At 65.3% G+C, this 16,518-nt stretch carries 16 protein-coding genes; 5 read left to right on the top strand and 11 right to left on the bottom strand.

The features are described 5' to 3' along the window. Position 1: 1 nt before the first annotated feature. Positions 2-1,294, bottom strand: a complete 1,293-nt coding sequence (locus ACOXXX_RS19275; protein WP_422828251.1) for an O-acetylhomoserine aminocarboxypropyltransferase/cysteine synthase family protein — start codon at positions 1,292-1,294, stop codon at positions 2-4. Between the two features lie 183 nt (positions 1,295-1,477). Between ACOXXX_RS19275 and ACOXXX_RS19270 the strand changes: the two genes are divergently transcribed. Beyond that, positions 1,478-2,050, top strand: coding sequence for a hypothetical protein (locus tag ACOXXX_RS19270; RefSeq protein ID WP_422828250.1), 573 nt, complete (start codon positions 1,478-1,480; stop codon positions 2,048-2,050). 64 nt (positions 2,051-2,114) lie between these two features. On the opposite strand, the gene ACOXXX_RS19265 is transcribed toward ACOXXX_RS19270, so the two are convergent. From ACOXXX_RS19265 to ACOXXX_RS19255, 3 genes are all read right to left on the bottom strand, one after another. Next, positions 2,115-2,633, bottom strand: coding sequence for a hypothetical protein (locus ACOXXX_RS19265; protein ID WP_422828249.1), 519 nt, complete (start codon positions 2,631-2,633; stop codon positions 2,115-2,117). Between the two features lie 25 nt (positions 2,634-2,658). Beyond that, positions 2,659-3,378 carry a lysozyme inhibitor LprI family protein gene (locus tag ACOXXX_RS19260; protein WP_422828248.1) on the bottom strand — a complete coding sequence of 240 codons (720 nt, stop codon included), beginning with the start codon at positions 3,376-3,378 and terminating at the stop codon, positions 2,659-2,661. A gap of 86 nt (positions 3,379-3,464) precedes the next feature. Beyond that, the gene (locus ACOXXX_RS19255; RefSeq protein WP_422828247.1) at positions 3,465-4,625 is read right to left on the bottom strand and encodes an exo-alpha-sialidase; all 1,161 of its coding nucleotides are present in this window, start codon (positions 4,623-4,625) and stop codon (positions 3,465-3,467) included. A gap of 174 nt (positions 4,626-4,799) precedes the next feature. On the opposite strand from ACOXXX_RS19255, the gene ACOXXX_RS19250 reads away from it, so the two are divergent. Then, positions 4,800-5,528 carry a hypothetical protein gene (locus tag ACOXXX_RS19250; RefSeq protein ID WP_422828246.1) on the top strand — a complete coding sequence of 243 codons (729 nt, stop codon included), beginning with the start codon at positions 4,800-4,802 and terminating at the stop codon, positions 5,526-5,528. On the opposite strand, the gene ACOXXX_RS19245 is transcribed toward ACOXXX_RS19250, so the two are convergent. Further along, on the bottom strand, positions 5,500-6,504 hold the full coding sequence (locus ACOXXX_RS19245) for a hypothetical protein (protein ID WP_422828245.1): 1,005 nt from the start codon (positions 6,502-6,504) through the stop codon (positions 5,500-5,502). The two genes, ACOXXX_RS19250 and ACOXXX_RS19245, sit on opposite strands and share 29 nt — an antisense overlap. A 117-nt stretch (positions 6,505-6,621) precedes the next feature. Here ACOXXX_RS19245 and ACOXXX_RS19240 point away from each other — a divergent pair, with 117 nt between their 5' ends. Then, entirely contained in the window at positions 6,622-7,101 is a 480-nt protein-coding gene (locus ACOXXX_RS19240; RefSeq protein ID WP_422828244.1) for a hypothetical protein, read from the top strand. A gap of 149 nt (positions 7,102-7,250) precedes the next feature. Further along, positions 7,251-7,829, top strand: a complete 579-nt coding sequence (locus ACOXXX_RS19235; protein ID WP_422828243.1) for a dihydrofolate reductase family protein — start codon at positions 7,251-7,253, stop codon at positions 7,827-7,829. Here the strand turns inward: ACOXXX_RS19235 and ACOXXX_RS19230 are convergent. Next, positions 7,802-8,494: a metal-dependent hydrolase gene (locus tag ACOXXX_RS19230; RefSeq protein ID WP_422828242.1), complete on the bottom strand. Its 693-nt coding sequence runs from the start codon at positions 8,492-8,494 to the stop codon at positions 7,802-7,804. The two genes, ACOXXX_RS19235 and ACOXXX_RS19230, sit on opposite strands and share 28 nt — an antisense overlap. Positions 8,495-8,562: 68 nt before the next feature. Continuing rightward, a complete protein-coding gene (locus ACOXXX_RS19225) occupies positions 8,563-9,936 on the bottom strand; it encodes an FAD-binding oxidoreductase (protein WP_422828241.1) in 1,374 nt (457 codons plus the stop codon). 118 nt (positions 9,937-10,054) lie between these two features. Here ACOXXX_RS19225 and ACOXXX_RS19220 point away from each other — a divergent pair, with 118 nt between their 5' ends. Further along, a complete protein-coding gene (locus tag ACOXXX_RS19220; protein ID WP_422828240.1) occupies positions 10,055-11,737 on the top strand; it encodes a chloride channel protein in 1,683 nt (560 codons plus the stop codon). 76 nt (positions 11,738-11,813) lie between these two features. Here the strand turns inward: ACOXXX_RS19220 and ACOXXX_RS19215 are convergent, their stop codons facing one another. The 4 genes from ACOXXX_RS19215 to acs form a co-directional block, all read right to left on the bottom strand. Next, the gene (locus tag ACOXXX_RS19215; protein ID WP_422828239.1) at positions 11,814-13,595 is read right to left on the bottom strand and encodes a sodium:solute symporter family protein; all 1,782 of its coding nucleotides are present in this window, start codon (positions 13,593-13,595) and stop codon (positions 11,814-11,816) included. 2 nt (positions 13,596-13,597) lie between these two features. Further along, entirely contained in the window at positions 13,598-13,885 is a 288-nt protein-coding gene (locus tag ACOXXX_RS19210) for a DUF4212 domain-containing protein (RefSeq protein ID WP_422828238.1), read from the bottom strand. Between the two features lie 35 nt (positions 13,886-13,920). Further along, entirely contained in the window at positions 13,921-14,607 is a 687-nt protein-coding gene (locus tag ACOXXX_RS19205; RefSeq protein WP_422828237.1) for an adenylate kinase, read from the bottom strand. Between the two features lie 5 nt (positions 14,608-14,612). After that, the coding region (acs, locus tag ACOXXX_RS19200) for an acetate--CoA ligase (RefSeq protein WP_422828086.1) at positions 14,613-16,518 on the bottom strand (1,906 nt) is incomplete at its 5' end.

Below are 16,518 nucleotides of genomic sequence, written 5' to 3'. Positions count from 1 at the left end.
GTCAGGCGTTGGCCTTGGTCAGCGCCTGGTCGAGATCGGCGATCAGGTCGTCCGCATCCTCGATCCCGATGGAAATCCGCACCACGTTCGGCGCGGCCCCCGCGGCAACCTGCTGTTCCTGCGTCAACTGCCGGTGGGTGGTGGAGGCCGAGTGGATCACCAGCGACCGGGTGTCGCCCAGGTTCGCCACGTGGCTGAAGATCTCGAGTGAATCCACCAGCTTCACGCAGCCTTCGTACCCGGCCTTGAGCGCAATGGTGAAAAGGCCACCGGCCCCCCGCGGGCAAATCTTGGCGACACGGTCGTGGTAGGGCGAGGATTTCAGCCCCGCATAGGTGACTTGTTCCACCGCCGGATGCTTTTCCAGCCAGCTTGCGATCTGCGTGGCGTTTTCCACATGGCGCTGCATCCGCAGCGAAAGGGTTTCGATTCCCATCAGCGTGTAATGGGCCGCCTGCGGGTTCAGCGTCATGCCCAGATCCCGCAGGCCGATCGCGATGCCGTGGAAGGTAAAGGCCAGCGGGCCAAAGGTTTCGGCGAACTTGAGGCCGTGATAGGCGGGCTCGGGCTCGGCCAGCGACGGGAACTTGTCCGATGCGGACCAGTCGAACCGGCCCGAATCCACCACCACGCCGCCTGTGACCGTGCCGTTGCCGGTCATGTACTTGGTCAGCGAATGCACCACCAGCGTGGCACCGTGTTCGATGGGGCGGCACAGGTACGGCGTGGCGCTGGTGTTATCGACGATGAGCGGCAGGCCCGCCTTGTCCGAAATGGCCGAAATGGCATCCAAATCGGTGATATAACCGCCGGGGTTGGCGATGGATTCGCAGAACACCGCGCGGGTGTCGTCGTCGATGGCGGCCTCGACCGCCTCCAGATCGTCGAAATCGACGAACTTGGCCGACCAGCCAAAGCGCTTGATGGTTTGGCTGAACTGCGTGACCGTGCCACCGTAAAGCCGGGTCGACACGACGACGTTCTTGCCCGGGCTCATCAGCGGGAACAGCGCCATGATCTGCGCCGCGTGCCCAGAGGAGCAGCAGACCGCGCCGACGCCGCCTTCGAGCGTGGCGACGCGTTCCTGCAGAACCGCGACGGTGGGATTGGTCAGGCGCGAATAGATGAACCCGACCTCTTGAAGGTTGAAGAGCGCCGCGGCGTGTTCGGCATCGCGAAAGACATAGGCGGTGGTCTGGTAGATCGGCGTCTGCCGCGCGCCGGTGGCGGGGTCGGGCCGGGCGCCTGCGTGAATCTGCAAGGTGTCGAAGCCGTAGCTGGGTCCGTCGGTCATCGTCTGTGTCTCCCTCCTGGATGTTGCGCACAGAACTAGGCGATTGCGCGAGCCGGGGCAACGGGCTCTGGCGGGGCGCTGTTGTGGCGATGCCACGCATTGCACGCATAGTATACGAGTATGTTGACAGGTGGCGCCTCTCCACCATAGAGTCAAAGTATGTTGAGGCAAGGAGACCAGAAAATGGCAACCAAGGCAAAAACGCAAGATACTGAGAACACGGCAGAAACCCCGAACAAGAAACAGCGCCGCGCGGTTCGGCTGGCCAAGGCGACCAACGTCGCCTTCAGCCTGGAACCCGCCGTGCGCGCCCGTTTCGCCGAAGAGGCGAAGGCCGAAGGCATGGAACTTGGCCACTTTCTGCAGAAGGTGCTGGAAAACCACCTGCTCGAGACCGCGGAAAAGGACGATCCGCTGGCCGAGCGCATCCGCGCCAAGCGCGCCGTCATCGACCACACCGTTGAACTGGCGCAGAAGCTGGATGCCGAGGGCAAGTTCGACGAGAATTTCGTCCTGACGGTGATGAAGGCCGCCGCCAAGGAAGAAGAGTTCATGCTGATCTACAACACCGCCATTGGCTGGAACGAGGAAACCAAGAAAGCCCACGGGCAAAAGGCGCTGAACCAGCAGTTGGGCCGCCTGATCCGCAAATCGGTGGGGGCCAAGGGCCTCAAGACCGATGCGGGCCGCGTCGCGCGCGCGCAGGTTTCGGGCGAGGTGATTTCGTCTTATACGCTGCTGACCAAGCAAGGCTGAACAGGTCGTCAGACCGGGCAGGGGGCGTCGCGCGTGCGGCGCCCCTTTGCGTTGGTGGGGCGGGTCAGAACGAATCCGTCACCGGGTAGACGTAGATCAGGTACAGGTAGAAGAACGCCAGCGACAGCACGAGGATGATCACCCCCAGCACCGGCGAGGTCACCTTGAACCCGCCGTCGGACGCCTCGAGCGATGTCACGCCAAGCTTGGTGCCCTGTTCCGCCGCGCGGAACTGCATCCACGAGAAATAGAGCCCCGCCAGCACGATCAGCACCACGATGCCAAAGATGATCTGGCTCGACACATGCTGCCAGCGGAAGATGTCCAGCCGGTGCTGATATTGCCGGGTGCGGTAATCGTAATAGCCCTGCACCGATGCCTGGATCTTGTTGAGGGTCGCGTCATCGGCGACGAAGTTTTCCGGCAAGGTCGGGAACAGCACCTCGGGCTGCGGGCCGCCGCTCTCTGCATTCGCCTGGGCCAGTTGTTCGGCCAGCCCCGGCAGCCGTGACTGGCCGTCGTCGTCCTGTGCCCGCAGCGGCGTGATCGCCAGCGCCAGAAGCGTCGCGATCAACAGGACCATGCGAAATAGCCGTGTCCGCATCGGATCACTCGTCCATCAGGAATCCGACCGCCTGCACGTGGCGCAGGATGCGGTCGGAATAGGGAAAGGCGTTCTGCATGTCGCGGTAGGGGGCCTGATCCGCTGAGGGCAGCAGGCTGTCCACAAGCTCCAGCAGGCGCAGTTCCAGCGCGAGGCCCCAGCCGGAATAGGCGTCGGGCAGGGACGGGAAACTGGGTGGTGCCGATTGCGATTTCAGCGACATGGTACCGTCGCCGTTGGGAAAATCCGTGCCAAACGCGCTGCCGTTGACAGCCTCCCATTCGATACGGCCATCGGGATAGATCCGTTCATACCGCCCCGCGCGCAGGCGACGCTTTGGCGCGGCGGCCGGCGGGGTCGCGAGGGTCGCGGTCAGGCCCAGGTCGACAATACCCGATGACGGACCGCGCCCCCCGGTCAGGTCGATGATCCGCTGTTCGTAGCGGCGGCGCAGGCAGGCACTATCGGTGCCGCAGGTGTTGCGCCAGCCCAGCCACAGGCGCTGGTCACTGACCAGCTTGCGCCCGGCGTCCCCGCCCGACCGTTCGCGGCGCGCCCCGTAGGCCTGCACCATGCGCCGGTCGAGATCCCCCAGCAGCGCGTCGCGGCAGATCGTGCGTTCGGTGGGGTTGAGCGATCCGGTGCAGGGAAAGCTGGGCTTGGCCCGTGCGGGAAGCACGGCAAGAATGGCGATGCAAAGGACGGCAAGGAACAGGCGCGGCATGGCGGCATTCCCAAATTGATTGAACCAATGGCCGCAGCATATCACAAAACCCGCCTTGGTTGAACCATTGCGATTGATGTCGTGTGTCAGGGATGTGTCACGGTTTCCACGCACAGCACTGTGGGCAGGTGGCGCGCGATTTCGTCCCAGCTGTCGCCGCCGTCGGTGCTGGCAAAGATCGACCCCGAGTTGGTGCCGAAATAGACCCCCGGTTTGGGCAGCCTGTCCACCGCCATCGCCTGACGCAGCACGGTGAAATAGCACCCCGCCTGCGGCAGACCGGTCCGGCAGGCCTGCCAGCTGTCGCCGCCGGTGTCAGAGCGCCAGATCGCCGCCGCGGCGTCGGGCGGATAGCGGCCCTGCGCATCGCCGTTCAGCGGCAGCACCCAGATCCGGTTGGCGTTGTGCGGATCGACCGCTATGGGAAAGCCGAAGGTCGAGGGCAGACCGTCGGTGATATCGTCCCAGCTGCGCCCGCCGTCGCGGCTGCGGAACACGCCGTGGTGATTCTGCTGATAAAGCACGTCCGCCGCTCCTGGCGCGCGCACCATGTTATGCACGCAATGCCCGGTCTGCCCGTCGCGCGGCGCGGCCGGATGCGGGTGATCGCAGGCGGCCCCGGCATTCGACAGCCGGTTGCGCCGGTCCCAGCTTTGCCCGCCATCCTCGGTGGCAAAAACCCCGGCGGCGGAAATGCCCAGCCACATGCGGCCCGCGTCCTCGGGATGGGCCACGATGGTGTGCAGCGTCAGCCCCGCCGCGCCCGGCTGCCAGTCGGCCGCCGACGGATGGTTGCTGAGCGCCTCGACCGCCGTCCAGGTCTGCCCGCCGTTGTCGCTGGACAGCAGCGTCGCGGGCTTGGCCCCGGCAAAAAGCCGCCCGCCCGATTGTCCAAGTGACCAGATCGCGTTGATCTGGCCCGAGAACGGCGCCGGATCGGCGGGGGTGACACCCAGCATTCTGGCGGTGTCAGGATCGTCGCGCGCCCAGGTATCCATCTGGCCGTCCGCGAGTTTGGACAGCGTCCAGGTTGCACCGCCGTCCTCGGACCGCCAGACCCCCGCGCCGGACCATTCACCGCCTCCACCGGCCCAAAGCCTGCCGGTTTCGGCATCGCCTATGGCGTGGTTGACCGACCAGCCGTCGCAGTGCGGCCCGCTGAGCGTCCACCTTTGCCGCGCCGGGTCGGCGCGCAACAGGAAAAGGCCCTTGGTCGTTCCGGCAAGCAGGGTCACGGCATCCGGCATGGCGGGTCTCCTTGACGAGATCGCCGAGAGTTTACCACGCCACCCACGCGCCGCCTATGTCCAACGCGCCGCCACGCCCCATGTAACAGTTTCATGTCGATTGCATGATGATATGATGACGATGATGTAACAGCGGGTGCGACGCGACAGCAGGGTGCGGAAAGGACGGCAGCGATGGAAATGCTCAAGCGGGTTCAGCGTGCGCTGCGCAACGATGTACCGCTCAAGGCGCTGCGCGATCTGACGAACCGGTTCCGCTATGGCCCGGATGCACCGCTGAGCGATGAAACCGTCTGGCTGCCGCTGGACCGGATCACCCATCTTTACCGGCCCAATCCCGCACGTGGGGCACCCACCCTGCGGCGCCGTCACAGCGGTCTGGTGCTGGACGGCGACTGGCATCTGTCGCGCAAGCCGCTGACCGTGTCCGAGAAAGAGATCAGTTGCCGCATGCGCCTGATCGACGGTGCGCCGTGGGAAGAGACGCCGATCTGGGCGCGCCACACCCGCGAGATCGCCGAAGGCCACCGCCCCGACGGCTGCCGCACAATTGACGATCTGCGCGCCTGGTACGCGCGCCGCGATGCCGCCTTTGCCGAAATCCGCGCGGCGGGGCAGCTGACGCCGATGGCCGCCTTGCCCGAGGCCAGCCGCCGCGAACACGGTGGCATTCTGGTGCACATCGGCCCCGACGACACGTATCTGCGGTCGGGCGGCGGGGCGCATCGGTTCGCGGTCGCACGGATCTTCGGCTTTGAGTTCATCCCCGTGCAGGTGGGTGCGGTGCACCGCGATGCGGTGCTGTCGGGGGCCTACGCGCGTCTGCACCGCGGGATCACGCCGCCGGGACAGGCCGCCGGGCGCGACCTGGCGGCTAGCGCATCCAAAAGCCTTCCCGTTTGATCTGGTTGCGGATCGCCTGTTCGCGCAGCGGCAGGTCGTCCTGATCAAAGAGGGCGCGGACCTTGTGACCGCGGCCCTGATAGATCATCCGCTTGAACGGCTCGTAAAGCTTGAGCAGTTTCTTGATCTTGTTGGGCTGGCTCACCGCTTCGAGCATGTCGATCACGCGCTGGTCTTCGCGCGCATACAGCAGCGGCAACAGCCGGTAGTGACAGCTTACCGATCCGTCGAGATACCCGGGCGGCAGGGCATCGCGGCCGCCGCCAAAGCTGTGGATGACCAACGGCAGCGCCACCTGGTCGAGCCAGGGATCAAGGCTTTGGCACACCAGTTCGGGCGGGGCGTCATCGCGGATCGCGAGCGCATAGTCCAGAAAGCGCCGTCCGAATTCCTGCGGGCAGCGGTAATAGAAATAGCCCGCGTTGAAATACAGATAGCGCCGCCAGTATTCGTCGGGCTGGCTGAGGTCGAGAGAGCTTTCGAAATCCAGCCCGAACTTGTCGTAAAGCGATTTCCAGGTCTGCGTGTAGCCGGGGCCGTAAAGTTCCAGCTTGGGCCATGTGCCTTCGCGGCGCAGCGATGCCGAGGGGCGGTCAAAGTCGAACGGCACCTGCGCCAGATCGCCGACCATCAGCGTATCGGTGTCGAAAAACACGAACGGCTCGCCCTTGGGCAGGGCCAGCAGCGCCTCGATCTTGTTGCCATAGGGATAGGCCTGCCCGAAATGCGCCGAGGCGAAGGGCAGGAAGGTCGCGCCAAGCCCCGTCAGTGCGGCGCGAATATCCGCATCCTGAATGCGCGGATCGATCTGCCAGAGCGGGCCGGGCTGCGGTTCGGCGATGTAGAGGCGAAAGCGGTCGCCGGTCAGCGTCTCGCGCAGCGACGCGGCGAACAGCAGCGCCTCGTATTGCAGCCGCCCGGCCTGTCCGACGATCAGGATGTTCACCTGCGGTGCGGCGGCCTTTTTGCGTGCCATTGTGATGCGGGCCTGTCTGCTCTTATTCTATCGCACGGATTATAGGTCAGATGCGCCGCCAGAAAAAGCGTTGAAACCGGCGGGACGCGGCGCGGGATTTGAGAAAGGAGTTTTGAGATGCTGGATTTCGTCCTGATCGCCATTGCGGCGGCCTTTGGCGGCGCAGGAGAGGGGGCGCCGAGTGTCGCGGCTGCGCCGGCCGCCGCGCCTGCCGGGCTGGTGGCCGAAGCGCAGCAGCCCACGGGCCAGTTCACCACCGCGACCGAGGTGCGCCCGATCCTGGACATGACCAAGGGCAACTGGGTGGCGCTGCGCGATTATGGCGGGCAGGATCTGCTTTATGTCACGCATCTGCTGGCCTGGCGCTGCGGTCTGGCGCAGATGCGCTATGCGGTGAACGGTGGCGCGCTGCAGGTTTGGGACCTGCCGCCCTGTCACGAAGGCACGACCAGCCCCAACGCGCTGACGCCCGACGATGGCCTGCCCTATATCGGGTTTCCCGCCGGATCGGTCGCGCAGGTGCAGATCGAGCTGACCTACGACGACCTGACCGTGGACAGCGCGACCTTTGCCCGGGACGATGTGCTGATGCCGTGAGACGCGGCCCGTTCCGGCCGCGGATTGCGCGCGCCGGGGCAAGCGGGTAGTATCATGCCATATCCAGAGGAGTGCCCCGCCAGTGATCAAGAAAGCCTGACCCTCATCGACGCCTTCGGGCTGGTTGGACTTTGATCGCGGAGCATCTCATGCATCCTGTCATCTATGACGTGGCCGTTTCGATCGACGGCTATATCTCGGGTCCCGGCGGGGACATCTCGGGCTTTGCGCAGGACGGGGCGGTGGTCGACGACTACCGCGACCGCCTGTCGCGCTATGCCACGGCCATCATGGGCCGGGCGACCTATGAATTCGGCTATCGCTTCGGCATGGCGCCGGGCCAGAACCCCTATGGTCACATGCGGACCTTCGTCTTTTCAGCCACCATCGACCTGCCCGCAAAACGCGATGTCACGGTGATGCGCGGCGATCTTGCAGAGACGCTGGCCAGGATTGTCGCGCAGTCGCGAGGGCCGGTCTATCTTTGCGGCGGCGGGGCCTTTGCCGGTTCGCTGCTGGCCCTTGGCCTGATCGACATCCTGCGGCTGAAGCGCGCGCCCGTGGTGCTTGGCGGTGGCGTGCCGCTGTTCGGTCCGGGGCGGATCGCACCGCGCCTGACCCTTCTGACGTCGCATCCCTACGCCGATGGCGGCCTGTTTCAGGAATACGCCATCGGCCCGGCCCAGGATGCCGGACGGCGTCAGAGCGCGATCGGTTCCAGCACCTGAGGTTCGATCACGTCGACGCCGGGCAGGGCGGCGGCGAGGACCTCGGCCGTTTGTTCGAGGATCGGGAAGGTGCGGTAGTGGCAGGGGATCACGGTCTTGAAATCGAAGAACCGTTTTGCGGCATAGGCGGCGCGGGTCATGTCCATGGTGAAATGGCCGCCCGCGCACAGGATCCCGATATCGGGTTCATGCAGGTCGTGGAAGAGGCCCATGTCCGCCATCACGTCGGTGTCGCCCGAAAGGTAGATCGTGTGCCCCTCGCCCGCGATCATGTAGCCGCATTCGGTGCCGGCCACCTTGGGGCCGTCGGGGGTCGCGAAGGTCGAGGAATGCACCGCGTGTACCATCGTGACCTTGACCTCGCCAAGCGTCACGGTGCCGCCCTTGTTGAAGCCGACGGTTTCGATCCCCTCGCTCGTGGCCCAGTGGTTCATCAGGTCGTATTGCCCGACCACGGGGATGCCCAGTTTCCTGGCCAACGGCAGCACGTCGGTGACGTGATCGCCATGCGCATGGGTCAGCAGGATATGCGTTCCGCCATCGGTGGCGGGTGCATGCTGATCCTCGGTCAGCATCGGATTGCCGCTTAGCCAGGGGTCGACCAGCAGGACCTGTCCCGCAATCTCGATCCGGAAACTGCCGTGCCCGAGCCAGATGATGTTCATGCGTTCCTCCTGTCGCCGATGACCTTTCGAGCCAGTCTAGAGGCTTTGCAGGCAACATCAAATCGCGTTCAGGCCTGCCGCACCAGCTTTCCGGGGTTCATGATGTTCAGCGGATCAAGCGCGCGTTTGATGTCGCCCATCACCTCCCATCCTGCGCCGTGTTCGCGGGCCATGTAGCCCAGCTTGCCCATGCCGATGCCGTGCTCTCCGGTCGCCGTGCCGCCCAGGTCGAGCGCGCGTTCGACCATGCGGTGCGACAGGGCCATGGCGGTGTCCTGGTCCGAGGGGCTGTCTGGATCGATCAGCAGGATGGCATGGAAATTGCCGTCGCCCACATGCCCGAGGATCGGCCCGGCCAGCCCTGTCTCGTCGATATCCGCGCGGGTCGCCACGATTGCCTCGGCCAGTCTGGACACCGGCACGCAGATATCCGTGACCAGCGCCCGGTGGCCGGGATGTTGGGCCAGCACCGCGTAATGGGCGTTGTGCCGCATGGTCCAGAGCGCGCGCCGGTCCTCTTCCAGCGCGGACCAGTCGAAACCGGTCGCGCCGTGATCGGCGGCTATCTCGCCAAAGCGTTCCGCATCCTCGGCCACACTGGCCGGGGAGCCGTGGAATTCCAGCATCAGATGCGGCGCTTCGGGAAAGCTGGTGTCGGCATAGCCGTTGAAAACCCGCGCCGTGGCCGCATCGACCAGTTCGATCCGCGCCACCTGCAGGCCCATCTGCACCGTGTCGATCACCGCGTTCACCGCATCCTCGACCGATCCGAAGGCGCAGACGCCCGCCGATGTCGCTTCGGGGATGCCGTGCAGGCGCAGGGTCAACTCTGTCATCAGCCCCAGTGTCCCTTCGGATCCGACGATAAGCCCCGTGAGGTCGAAGCCGGCCGAGGATTTGCGCGCCCGGCTGCCGGTGCGGATCACCCGACCGTCGGCCAGCACCACCTCGAGCCCGAGCACGTTGTCGCGCATCGTGCCGTAGCGCACCGCCGTCGTGCCGCTGGCCCGGGTCGCCGCCATGCCCCCCAGCGAGGCGTTGGCGCCGGGATCGACCGGGAACATCAGCCCCGTCGCGCGCAGTTCGGTGTTGAGCTGCTCGCGCGTGACGCCGGGCTGCACGGTCACGTCCATGTCGCCGGGGCGGATCGACAGCACCCGGTTCATGCGGCTGAAATCGACGCTGATGCCGCCCTGTGGGGCCTGCGCATGGCCTTCAAGCGACGTGCCGGTGCCCCAGCCGATCACCGGTACGGCGTCGCGCGCACAGATTTCAACGATGCGCTGCACCTCTTGGGTCGTCTCGGGATAGGCCACCGCATCGGGGGGCATCAGCGGGAAATAGGATTCCGAGCGGCCGTGCAGATCCAGATCGGACTTGGACCTCGACAGCCGTTGGCCTAGGAAAGAGGAAAGCGCATCAAGCGTTTGGATCGCGGTCATGGGCAGCCTTTCGTCCGGAACGGGCCGATCCTAGCGATACGGCGGGCGCGGTAAAGGGTTGGTAAAATCGCCCGCGCGCCGGTCGGTGCGGGCGGCACGGGGGGCTAGGACAGCCGGTATGGCGGCACCATCGCGGATAGGGGCGCATCTGAACGGTGTGACGCAGGGTCTGGCCCGGGGCTGGGCGGTGCTGCGCCACCGCGGCCCGGGGCAGGTGCAGTTCTGGTTCATCGCGCTGGCGGTGGGCACCGCCGCGGGCCTCGCCGCGCTGATTTTCCGCACCGCGATCGAAGCCCTGCAAACCTGGGTCTACGGCACCGAGGATGTCAACCTTCTGGCCACCTTCGCCACCACGCTGCCGTGGTATTCGGTCATGCTGATCCCGATCCTGGGCGGGCTGGCGGTGGGGGCGATCCTGCATTTCATGACACCCGATGGCCGCGTCCGATCTGTCGCGGATGTGATCGAGGGTGCGGCGCTCAACAACGGGCGGGTGGAAAAACGGGCGGGAATCGCATCGATGCTGGCGTCGTGGATTACGCTGTCGACCGGCGGGTCGTCGGGCCGCGAAGGGCCGGTGGTGCACATCGCCGCGATGATATCGAGCTGGGTCAGCAACCTCATCCGGGCCGATGGCATCACCGGGCGCGACCTGCTGGGCTGTGCCGTTGCCGCGGCCGTGTCGGCCAGTTTCAACGCGCCCATCGCCGGGGCGCTTTTCGCGCTCGAGGTGGTGCTGCGCCATTTCGCCGTGCATGCCTTTGCGCCCATCGTCATCGCCTCGGCGGCGGGCACGGTGATCAACCGTCTGGCCTTTGGCGATGTGACGGAATTTCGCCTGCCCGGTACGACGGTGGTCGAATTCTACCTCGAGCTGCCCGCCTTCCTGCTGCTGGGGCTGGTCTGCGGCCTTGTCGCGGTGGTGACGATGAAATGCATCTTCTGGTCTGACGATCTGGGCACGCGGTTGCAAACCCGGCTGAACCTGCCGCTCTGGCTGCGCCCGGCCGCCGCCGGGGTCCTGCTGGGGGCGCTGGCCATCGAATTTCCGCATATCATCGGCGTCGGATACGAGACGACCTCGCTCGCCCTGACCGGCAACCTGCTGCTATGGGAGGCGGTGGTCTTTGTCGTACTGAAGGTGACGGCGCTGTCGATCACCATGGCGGGCCGCATGGGCGGCGGGGTGTTTTCGCCATCGCTGATGATCGGGGCGCTGACCGGCATGGCCTTCGGGCTGATCGCCACGGGGCTGTTCCCCGAACAATCCGGCGCCTATACGCTCTATGCGCTGGCGGGGATGGGGGCGGTCGCCGCGGCGGTGCTGGGCGCGCCGATTTCCACGACGCTTATCGTGTTCGAACTGACGGGCGACTGGCAGACCGGGCTTGCGGTCATGGTGTCGGTGTCGCTGTCCACGGCGCTGGCGTCAAAGCTGGTGCACCGGTCGTATTTCCTGACCCAGCTCGAGCGGCGCAACGTGCATCTGGCGGCCGGCCCGCAGGCCTACCTGCTGGCGATGTTCCGGGTGCAGGGCGTGATGCGCCCCGTTGCCGACCTGTCCGAGGAAAGGATCGCGTCCTGCGAGAGGCTGATCGAGCAGGGGCTTTTCGTCAACGCCACCTCGACGCTGGAAACGGTGCTGCCGGTCTTTGACAAATCCGGCGTCAGCTATCTGCCTGTGGTGACGCGGACCGGAGAGGACAAGACGCCCGTACTGCAGGGCGCTCTTTACCATGTCGATGCGCTCAAGGCCTATAACCGCGCGCTTGCGGCGACGGCGGCCGAGGAACACGGCTGAGAAACGAAGCCACCTGACGGACAAAAGAAACGGGCCGCCCGGAAGAGCGGCCCGCTTTTGCGTTTTGGATCGGGGCTTAGTGGTCCTGCGCCGCCCCGGCACCGCGGGGGATGCGCACGCTTTCCACCAGCTCTTCGATCTCTGCCGGAATGTCATCGGTCATCTTCGACACGGTGAAGGCCACCACGAAGTTGATCAATGCACCCACCGCGCCGAACGAGGTCGACTTGATCGTGCCAAGCAGCGGATCGGCATCGGTAAAGCTGTTGGTGTCGGGGATGAAGAACCAGCCCTTGTGCAGGAAGATGTAGACCAGCGTCACGATTAGACCTGCCAGCATCCCGGCCACGGCGCCCTTGTTGTTCACCTTGGTGAAGATGCCCATCATCAACGCCGGGAAGATCGACGCCGCCGCGAGGCCGAAGGCCAGCGCCACCGTTTGCGCCGCAAAGCCCGGAGGGTTGAGGCCCAGGTAGGTCGCGACCGCGATGGCCACGGCCATGGCGATACGGGCCGACAAAAGCTCGCCCTTTTCCGAGATGCGCGGGTTGATCGACCCCTTGATCAGGTCATGCGACACTGCCGAGGAGATCGCCAGCAGAAGGCCCGCCGCCGTCGACAGCGCCGCGGCCAGACCGCCCGCCGCCACAAGGCCGATGACCCAGCCCGGCAGGTTGGCGATTTCCGGATTGGCCAGAACCAGGATGTCCCGGTTGAAGTTGGTCAGCTCGTTCTCGGCGCCCCAACCGGCGGCCTCCATCATCGCCACGGTTTCGGGGTTGCCGTCGTTGAAGTACGCGATACGCCCGTCGCCGTTCTTGTCTTCCCAGCCCAGAAGGCCGGTCTGCTGCCAGGTCGCCATCCAGTCATAGGCCGGATCGTTCTGGATCGTCTCGGTCGACACCGGTTCGCCGCTGGCGCCGTTGGGCCAGAACTGATCGGTGATGTTGAAACGGGCCATGGCGCCCACGGCCGGGGCCGTCAGGTACAGCAAGGCGATGAACACCAGCGCCCAGCCTGCCGACCAGCGGGCGTCGGCCACGCGCGGCACGGTGAAAAAGCGCATGATCACGTGCGGCAGACCGGCGGTGCCGATCATCAGGCTCAGCGTGAAGAGCACCATGTTGAACGTGTCGCCGTGGTGCGTCGTGTACGCGTTGAAGCCCAGTTCGGTCACGATCTGGTCGAGCTTGGCCAGCAGCGGTTCGCCGCTTTCCACGGATCCGAAAAGCCCCAGGCCCGGGATCGGGTTGCCGGTCAGCTGCAGCGAGATGAAGATCGCCGGGATGGTATAGGCCAGGATCAGCACGCAGTACTGCGCCACCTGGGTATAGGTCACCCCCTTCATGCCGCCGAAGACCGCATAGGCAAAGACCACGCAGGCGCCGATCAGCAGACCTGCGGTGTTGGACACTTCGAGGAACCGGCCAAAGGCCACGCCCACGCCGGTCATCTGGCCGATGACGTAGGTGGTCGATGCGACGATCAGGCAGATCACCGCGACGATCCGCGCCGTGGGGCTGTAGAACCGGTCGCCGATGAACTCGGACACGGTGTATTTGCCGAACTTGCGCAGGTAGGGCGCCAGCAAAAGTGCCAGCAGCACATAGCCGCCGGTCCAGCCCATGAGGTAGGTCGAGTTGTCATAGCCGGTAAAGGCGATGAGCCCGGCCATAGAGATGAACGACGCCGCCGACATCCAGTCCGCCGCGGTGGCCATGCCGTTGGTGACCGGATGAATGCCGCGGCCAGCGGCGTAGAATTCCGATGTGGACCCGGCGCGGGCCCAGATCGCGATGCCGATGTAAAGCGCGAAACTCGCGCCCACGAACAGCAGGTTGATGGTAAATTGATCCATGATCACTCCTCCTCGGTGCCGAATTCACGGTCGAGCTTGTTCATCCGCCAGGCGTAGAAAAAGATCAGCCCCAGGAAGACGAGGATCGATCCCTGCTGCGCGAACCAGAAACCCAGATCGGTGCCGCCGACGCTGATGCCCGACAGCATCGGGCGCAGCAGGATGCCAAAGCCAAAGCTGACCAGCGCCCAGATCACGAGGCTGATGATGATGATCCGCACGTTGGCTTTCCAATAGGCCTTGTCGCCTTCGGAAATTTCCAATGCGGACCGGTTCGGTCTGTCCGTCATGAAGTGTCCTCCTCCATTTGCCCCCTTAGGGGCGGTTAGCGTGTGGTTTCGCTGACAAGCGCCTGAAGGCGCCCGGCAATATCGTCGATCGCGCCCATCGCGGGTACGCGGTGCAGCGCGCCCCGGGCGTCGTAATAGGTGATGAGCGGGGCGGTCTGGGCGTGATAAGCCGCGAGCCGGCTCGCCACGGTTTCGGCATTGTCGTCGGCGCGGCGGGTCATCTCGGTGCCGCCGCAGGCGTCGCAGATGCCTTCCGTCGCGGGCGGTTTGTAGGTATCGTGATAGCCTTCGCCGCAGGCCGCGCAGGTAAACCGACCCGAGATGCGCGTGACCATTTCGCCGTCATCGACCTCAAGGCTGATGGCCGCGTCGATCTTCTGGCCGGTCTCGGTCAGCAGGTCGTCCAGCGCGCGGGCCTGCGCTTCGGTGCGGGGAAAGCCATCGAGGATCACGCCCTCTGCGGTATCGGGCTGGGCAAGACGGTCGCGCAGGATGGCGATGACGATGTCGTCGCTGACCAGATCGCCAGCCGCCATCACCGCCTTGGCACGTTTGCCCGCGTCGGTGCCGTCCTTGACCGCGGCGCGCAGCAGATCGCCGGTGGACAGCTGCACAAAACCGAATTTCTGTTCCAGCATGCGCGCTTGCGTGCCCTTGCCGGCCCCCGGTGGGCCAAGCAGGATCAGGACCGGGGCGGGTTTCGGAGTGCGGGACATGTCCATATCCCTCACGCCTTGTTTTTGCGGTTATCGATGAGGTTTTGGACGACGTCCGGGTCGGCGAGAGTTGAGGTGTCGCCGAGGGATCCGTAGTCGTTTTCGGCGATCTTGCGCAGGATGCGGCGCATGATCTTGCCGGATCGGGTTTTGGGCAGGCCGGGGGCCCACTGGATGAGGTCCGGGGACGCGATGGGGCCGATTTCCTGGCGGACCCAGGTGCGCAGCTCTTTCGTCAGCTCGTCCGAAGGTTCCACCCCGTTCATCAGGGTGACGTAGCAATAGATGCCCTGGCCCTTGACCTCGTGCGGGTAGCCGACGACTGCGGCTTCGGCGACCTTGGCGTGGGCCACCAGTGCCGATTCCACCTCGGCCGTGCCCATGCGGTGGCCGCTGACGTTGATCACGTCGTCGACCCGGCCGGTGATCCAGTAATCCCCGTCCGCGTCGCGCCTGCAGCCATCGCCCGAGAAGTAATAGCCCTTGTAGTCCGAGAAATAGGTCTTCTCGAACCGCTCGTGATCGCCCCAGACCGTGCGCATCTGCCCGGGCCAGCTGTCGGCGATGACCAGCACGCCCTCGGTCGGGTTCTGTTCCTGCACCTCGGCGGTCTGCGGGTCCAGCACCAGCGGCTTGATGCCGAAGAACGGCTTCATCGCGGCGCCGGGTTTGGTCGCATGCGCGCCGGGCAGCGGGGTCAGCAGGTGCCCGCCGGTTTCGGTCTGCCACCAGGTGTCGACGATGGGACAGCGGCCGCCGCCCACCACCTCGTTGTACCAGTTCCAGGCCTCGGGGTTGATCGGTTCGCCCACGGTGCCCAGCAGTTTCAGCGAGGATAGATCGCATTTGGTTACGAAATCATTACCCTGGCCCATCAGCGCGCGAATCGCCGTGGGCGCGGTGTAGAACTGCGCGACTTTGTGCTTTTCGCAGACCTGCCAGAAGCGGCTGGCGTCCGGATAGGTCGGCACGCCTTCGAACATCACGGTGGTGGCGCCGTTCGCTAAGGGCCCGTAAACAATGTAGGAATGCCCGGTCACCCAGCCCACGTCGGCGGTGCACCAGTAGACGTCGCCGTCGTGGTAATCAAACGTGATCTCGTGCGTTAACGCGGCATAAACCAGATAGCCGCCAGATGTATGCACGACGCCCTTTGGCTGCCCGGTGGAGCCCGAGGTGTAGAGGATGAAGAGAGGGTCCTCCGCGTTCATCTCGGCAGGCTGGCTCACGTCCGAGGCTTCGGCGGCCATCTCGTTGTAATCATAGTCGCGGTCCTGGACCCAGGTGGTCTGGCCGCCGGTGCGCTTGACCACCAGGCATTTGACGCTGTCCTTGCAGTTGCGCAGGGCCTGGTCGGCGTTTGTCTTGAGCGCGGTCTTCCTGCCGCCGCGGGGCGCCTCGTCGGCGGTGATCAGTACCTTGGCGTCGGATCCGTTGATCCGCGCGGCCAGCGCGTCGGGCGAAAAGCCCGCGAAGACGATGGAGTGGATGGCGCCGATGCGCGCGCAGGCAAGCATGGCATAGGCGGCCTCGGGGATCATCGGCAGGTAGATCACGACGCGGTCGCCGCGGCGCACGCCCAGCTCTTCGAGGATGTTGGCCATCTTGCAGACGCTGCGGTGCAGCTCGCGGTAGGTGATGTGCTTGGCCGCGTCCTCGGGGTCGTCGGGCTCCCAGATGATCGCGGTCTGGTCGCCGCGGGTCTCGAGATGCCGGTCGATGCAGTTGGCCGCGACGTTGAGCGTGCCATCCTCGAACCACTTGATGCCGACATTGCCGAGCGTGAAGTCGACGTTCTTGACGGTCGAATAAGGCTTGATCCAGTCGATCCGCTTGCCATGCTCCGCCCAGAACCCCTCAGGATCCGACACCGACGCCGCATACATCTCCTCATACCGCGACGCGTCAACGTGGGCG

This window comes from Thalassococcus sp. BH17M4-6 (assembly GCF_049323015.1).
Taxonomy (GTDB): domain Bacteria; phylum Pseudomonadota; class Alphaproteobacteria; order Rhodobacterales; family Rhodobacteraceae; genus Puniceibacterium.
The sequence above is the reverse complement of the archived record's forward strand: the minus strand, read 5'-3'. Positions and strand labels throughout refer to the sequence as shown.

Coding starts and splice junctions, on each gene's coding strand:
- ACOXXX_RS19230 (WP_422828242.1), bottom strand. CDS start 8,494: ATGAACATCATCTGGCTCGGGCACGGCAGTTTCCGGATCGAGATTGCG.
- ACOXXX_RS19255 (WP_422828247.1), bottom strand. CDS start 4,625: ATGCCGGATGCCGTGACCCTGCTTGCCGGAACGACCAAGGGCCTTTTC.
- ACOXXX_RS19210 (WP_422828238.1), bottom strand. CDS start 13,885: ATGACGGACAGACCGAACCGGTCCGCATTGGAAATTTCCGAAGGCGAC.
- ACOXXX_RS19225 (WP_422828241.1), bottom strand. CDS start 9,936: ATGACCGCGATCCAAACGCTTGATGCGCTTTCCTCTTTCCTAGGCCAA.
- ACOXXX_RS19275 (WP_422828251.1), bottom strand. CDS start 1,294: ATGACCGACGGACCCAGCTACGGCTTCGACACCTTGCAGATTCACGCA.
- ACOXXX_RS19235 (WP_422828243.1), top strand. CDS start 7,251: ATGCATCCTGTCATCTATGACGTGGCCGTTTCGATCGACGGCTATATC.
- ACOXXX_RS19270 (WP_422828250.1), top strand. CDS start 1,478: ATGGCAACCAAGGCAAAAACGCAAGATACTGAGAACACGGCAGAAACC.
- ACOXXX_RS19215 (WP_422828239.1), bottom strand. CDS start 13,595: ATGGATCAATTTACCATCAACCTGCTGTTCGTGGGCGCGAGTTTCGCG.
- ACOXXX_RS19240 (WP_422828244.1), top strand. CDS start 6,622: ATGCTGGATTTCGTCCTGATCGCCATTGCGGCGGCCTTTGGCGGCGCA.
- ACOXXX_RS19220 (WP_422828240.1), top strand. CDS start 10,055: ATGGCGGCACCATCGCGGATAGGGGCGCATCTGAACGGTGTGACGCAG.
- ACOXXX_RS19245 (WP_422828245.1), bottom strand. CDS start 6,504: ATGGCACGCAAAAAGGCCGCCGCACCGCAGGTGAACATCCTGATCGTC.
- ACOXXX_RS19260 (WP_422828248.1), bottom strand. CDS start 3,378: ATGCCGCGCCTGTTCCTTGCCGTCCTTTGCATCGCCATTCTTGCCGTG.
- ACOXXX_RS19250 (WP_422828246.1), top strand. CDS start 4,800: ATGGAAATGCTCAAGCGGGTTCAGCGTGCGCTGCGCAACGATGTACCG.
- ACOXXX_RS19205 (WP_422828237.1), bottom strand. CDS start 14,607: ATGGACATGTCCCGCACTCCGAAACCCGCCCCGGTCCTGATCCTGCTT.
- ACOXXX_RS19265 (WP_422828249.1), bottom strand. CDS start 2,633: ATGGTCCTGTTGATCGCGACGCTTCTGGCGCTGGCGATCACGCCGCTG.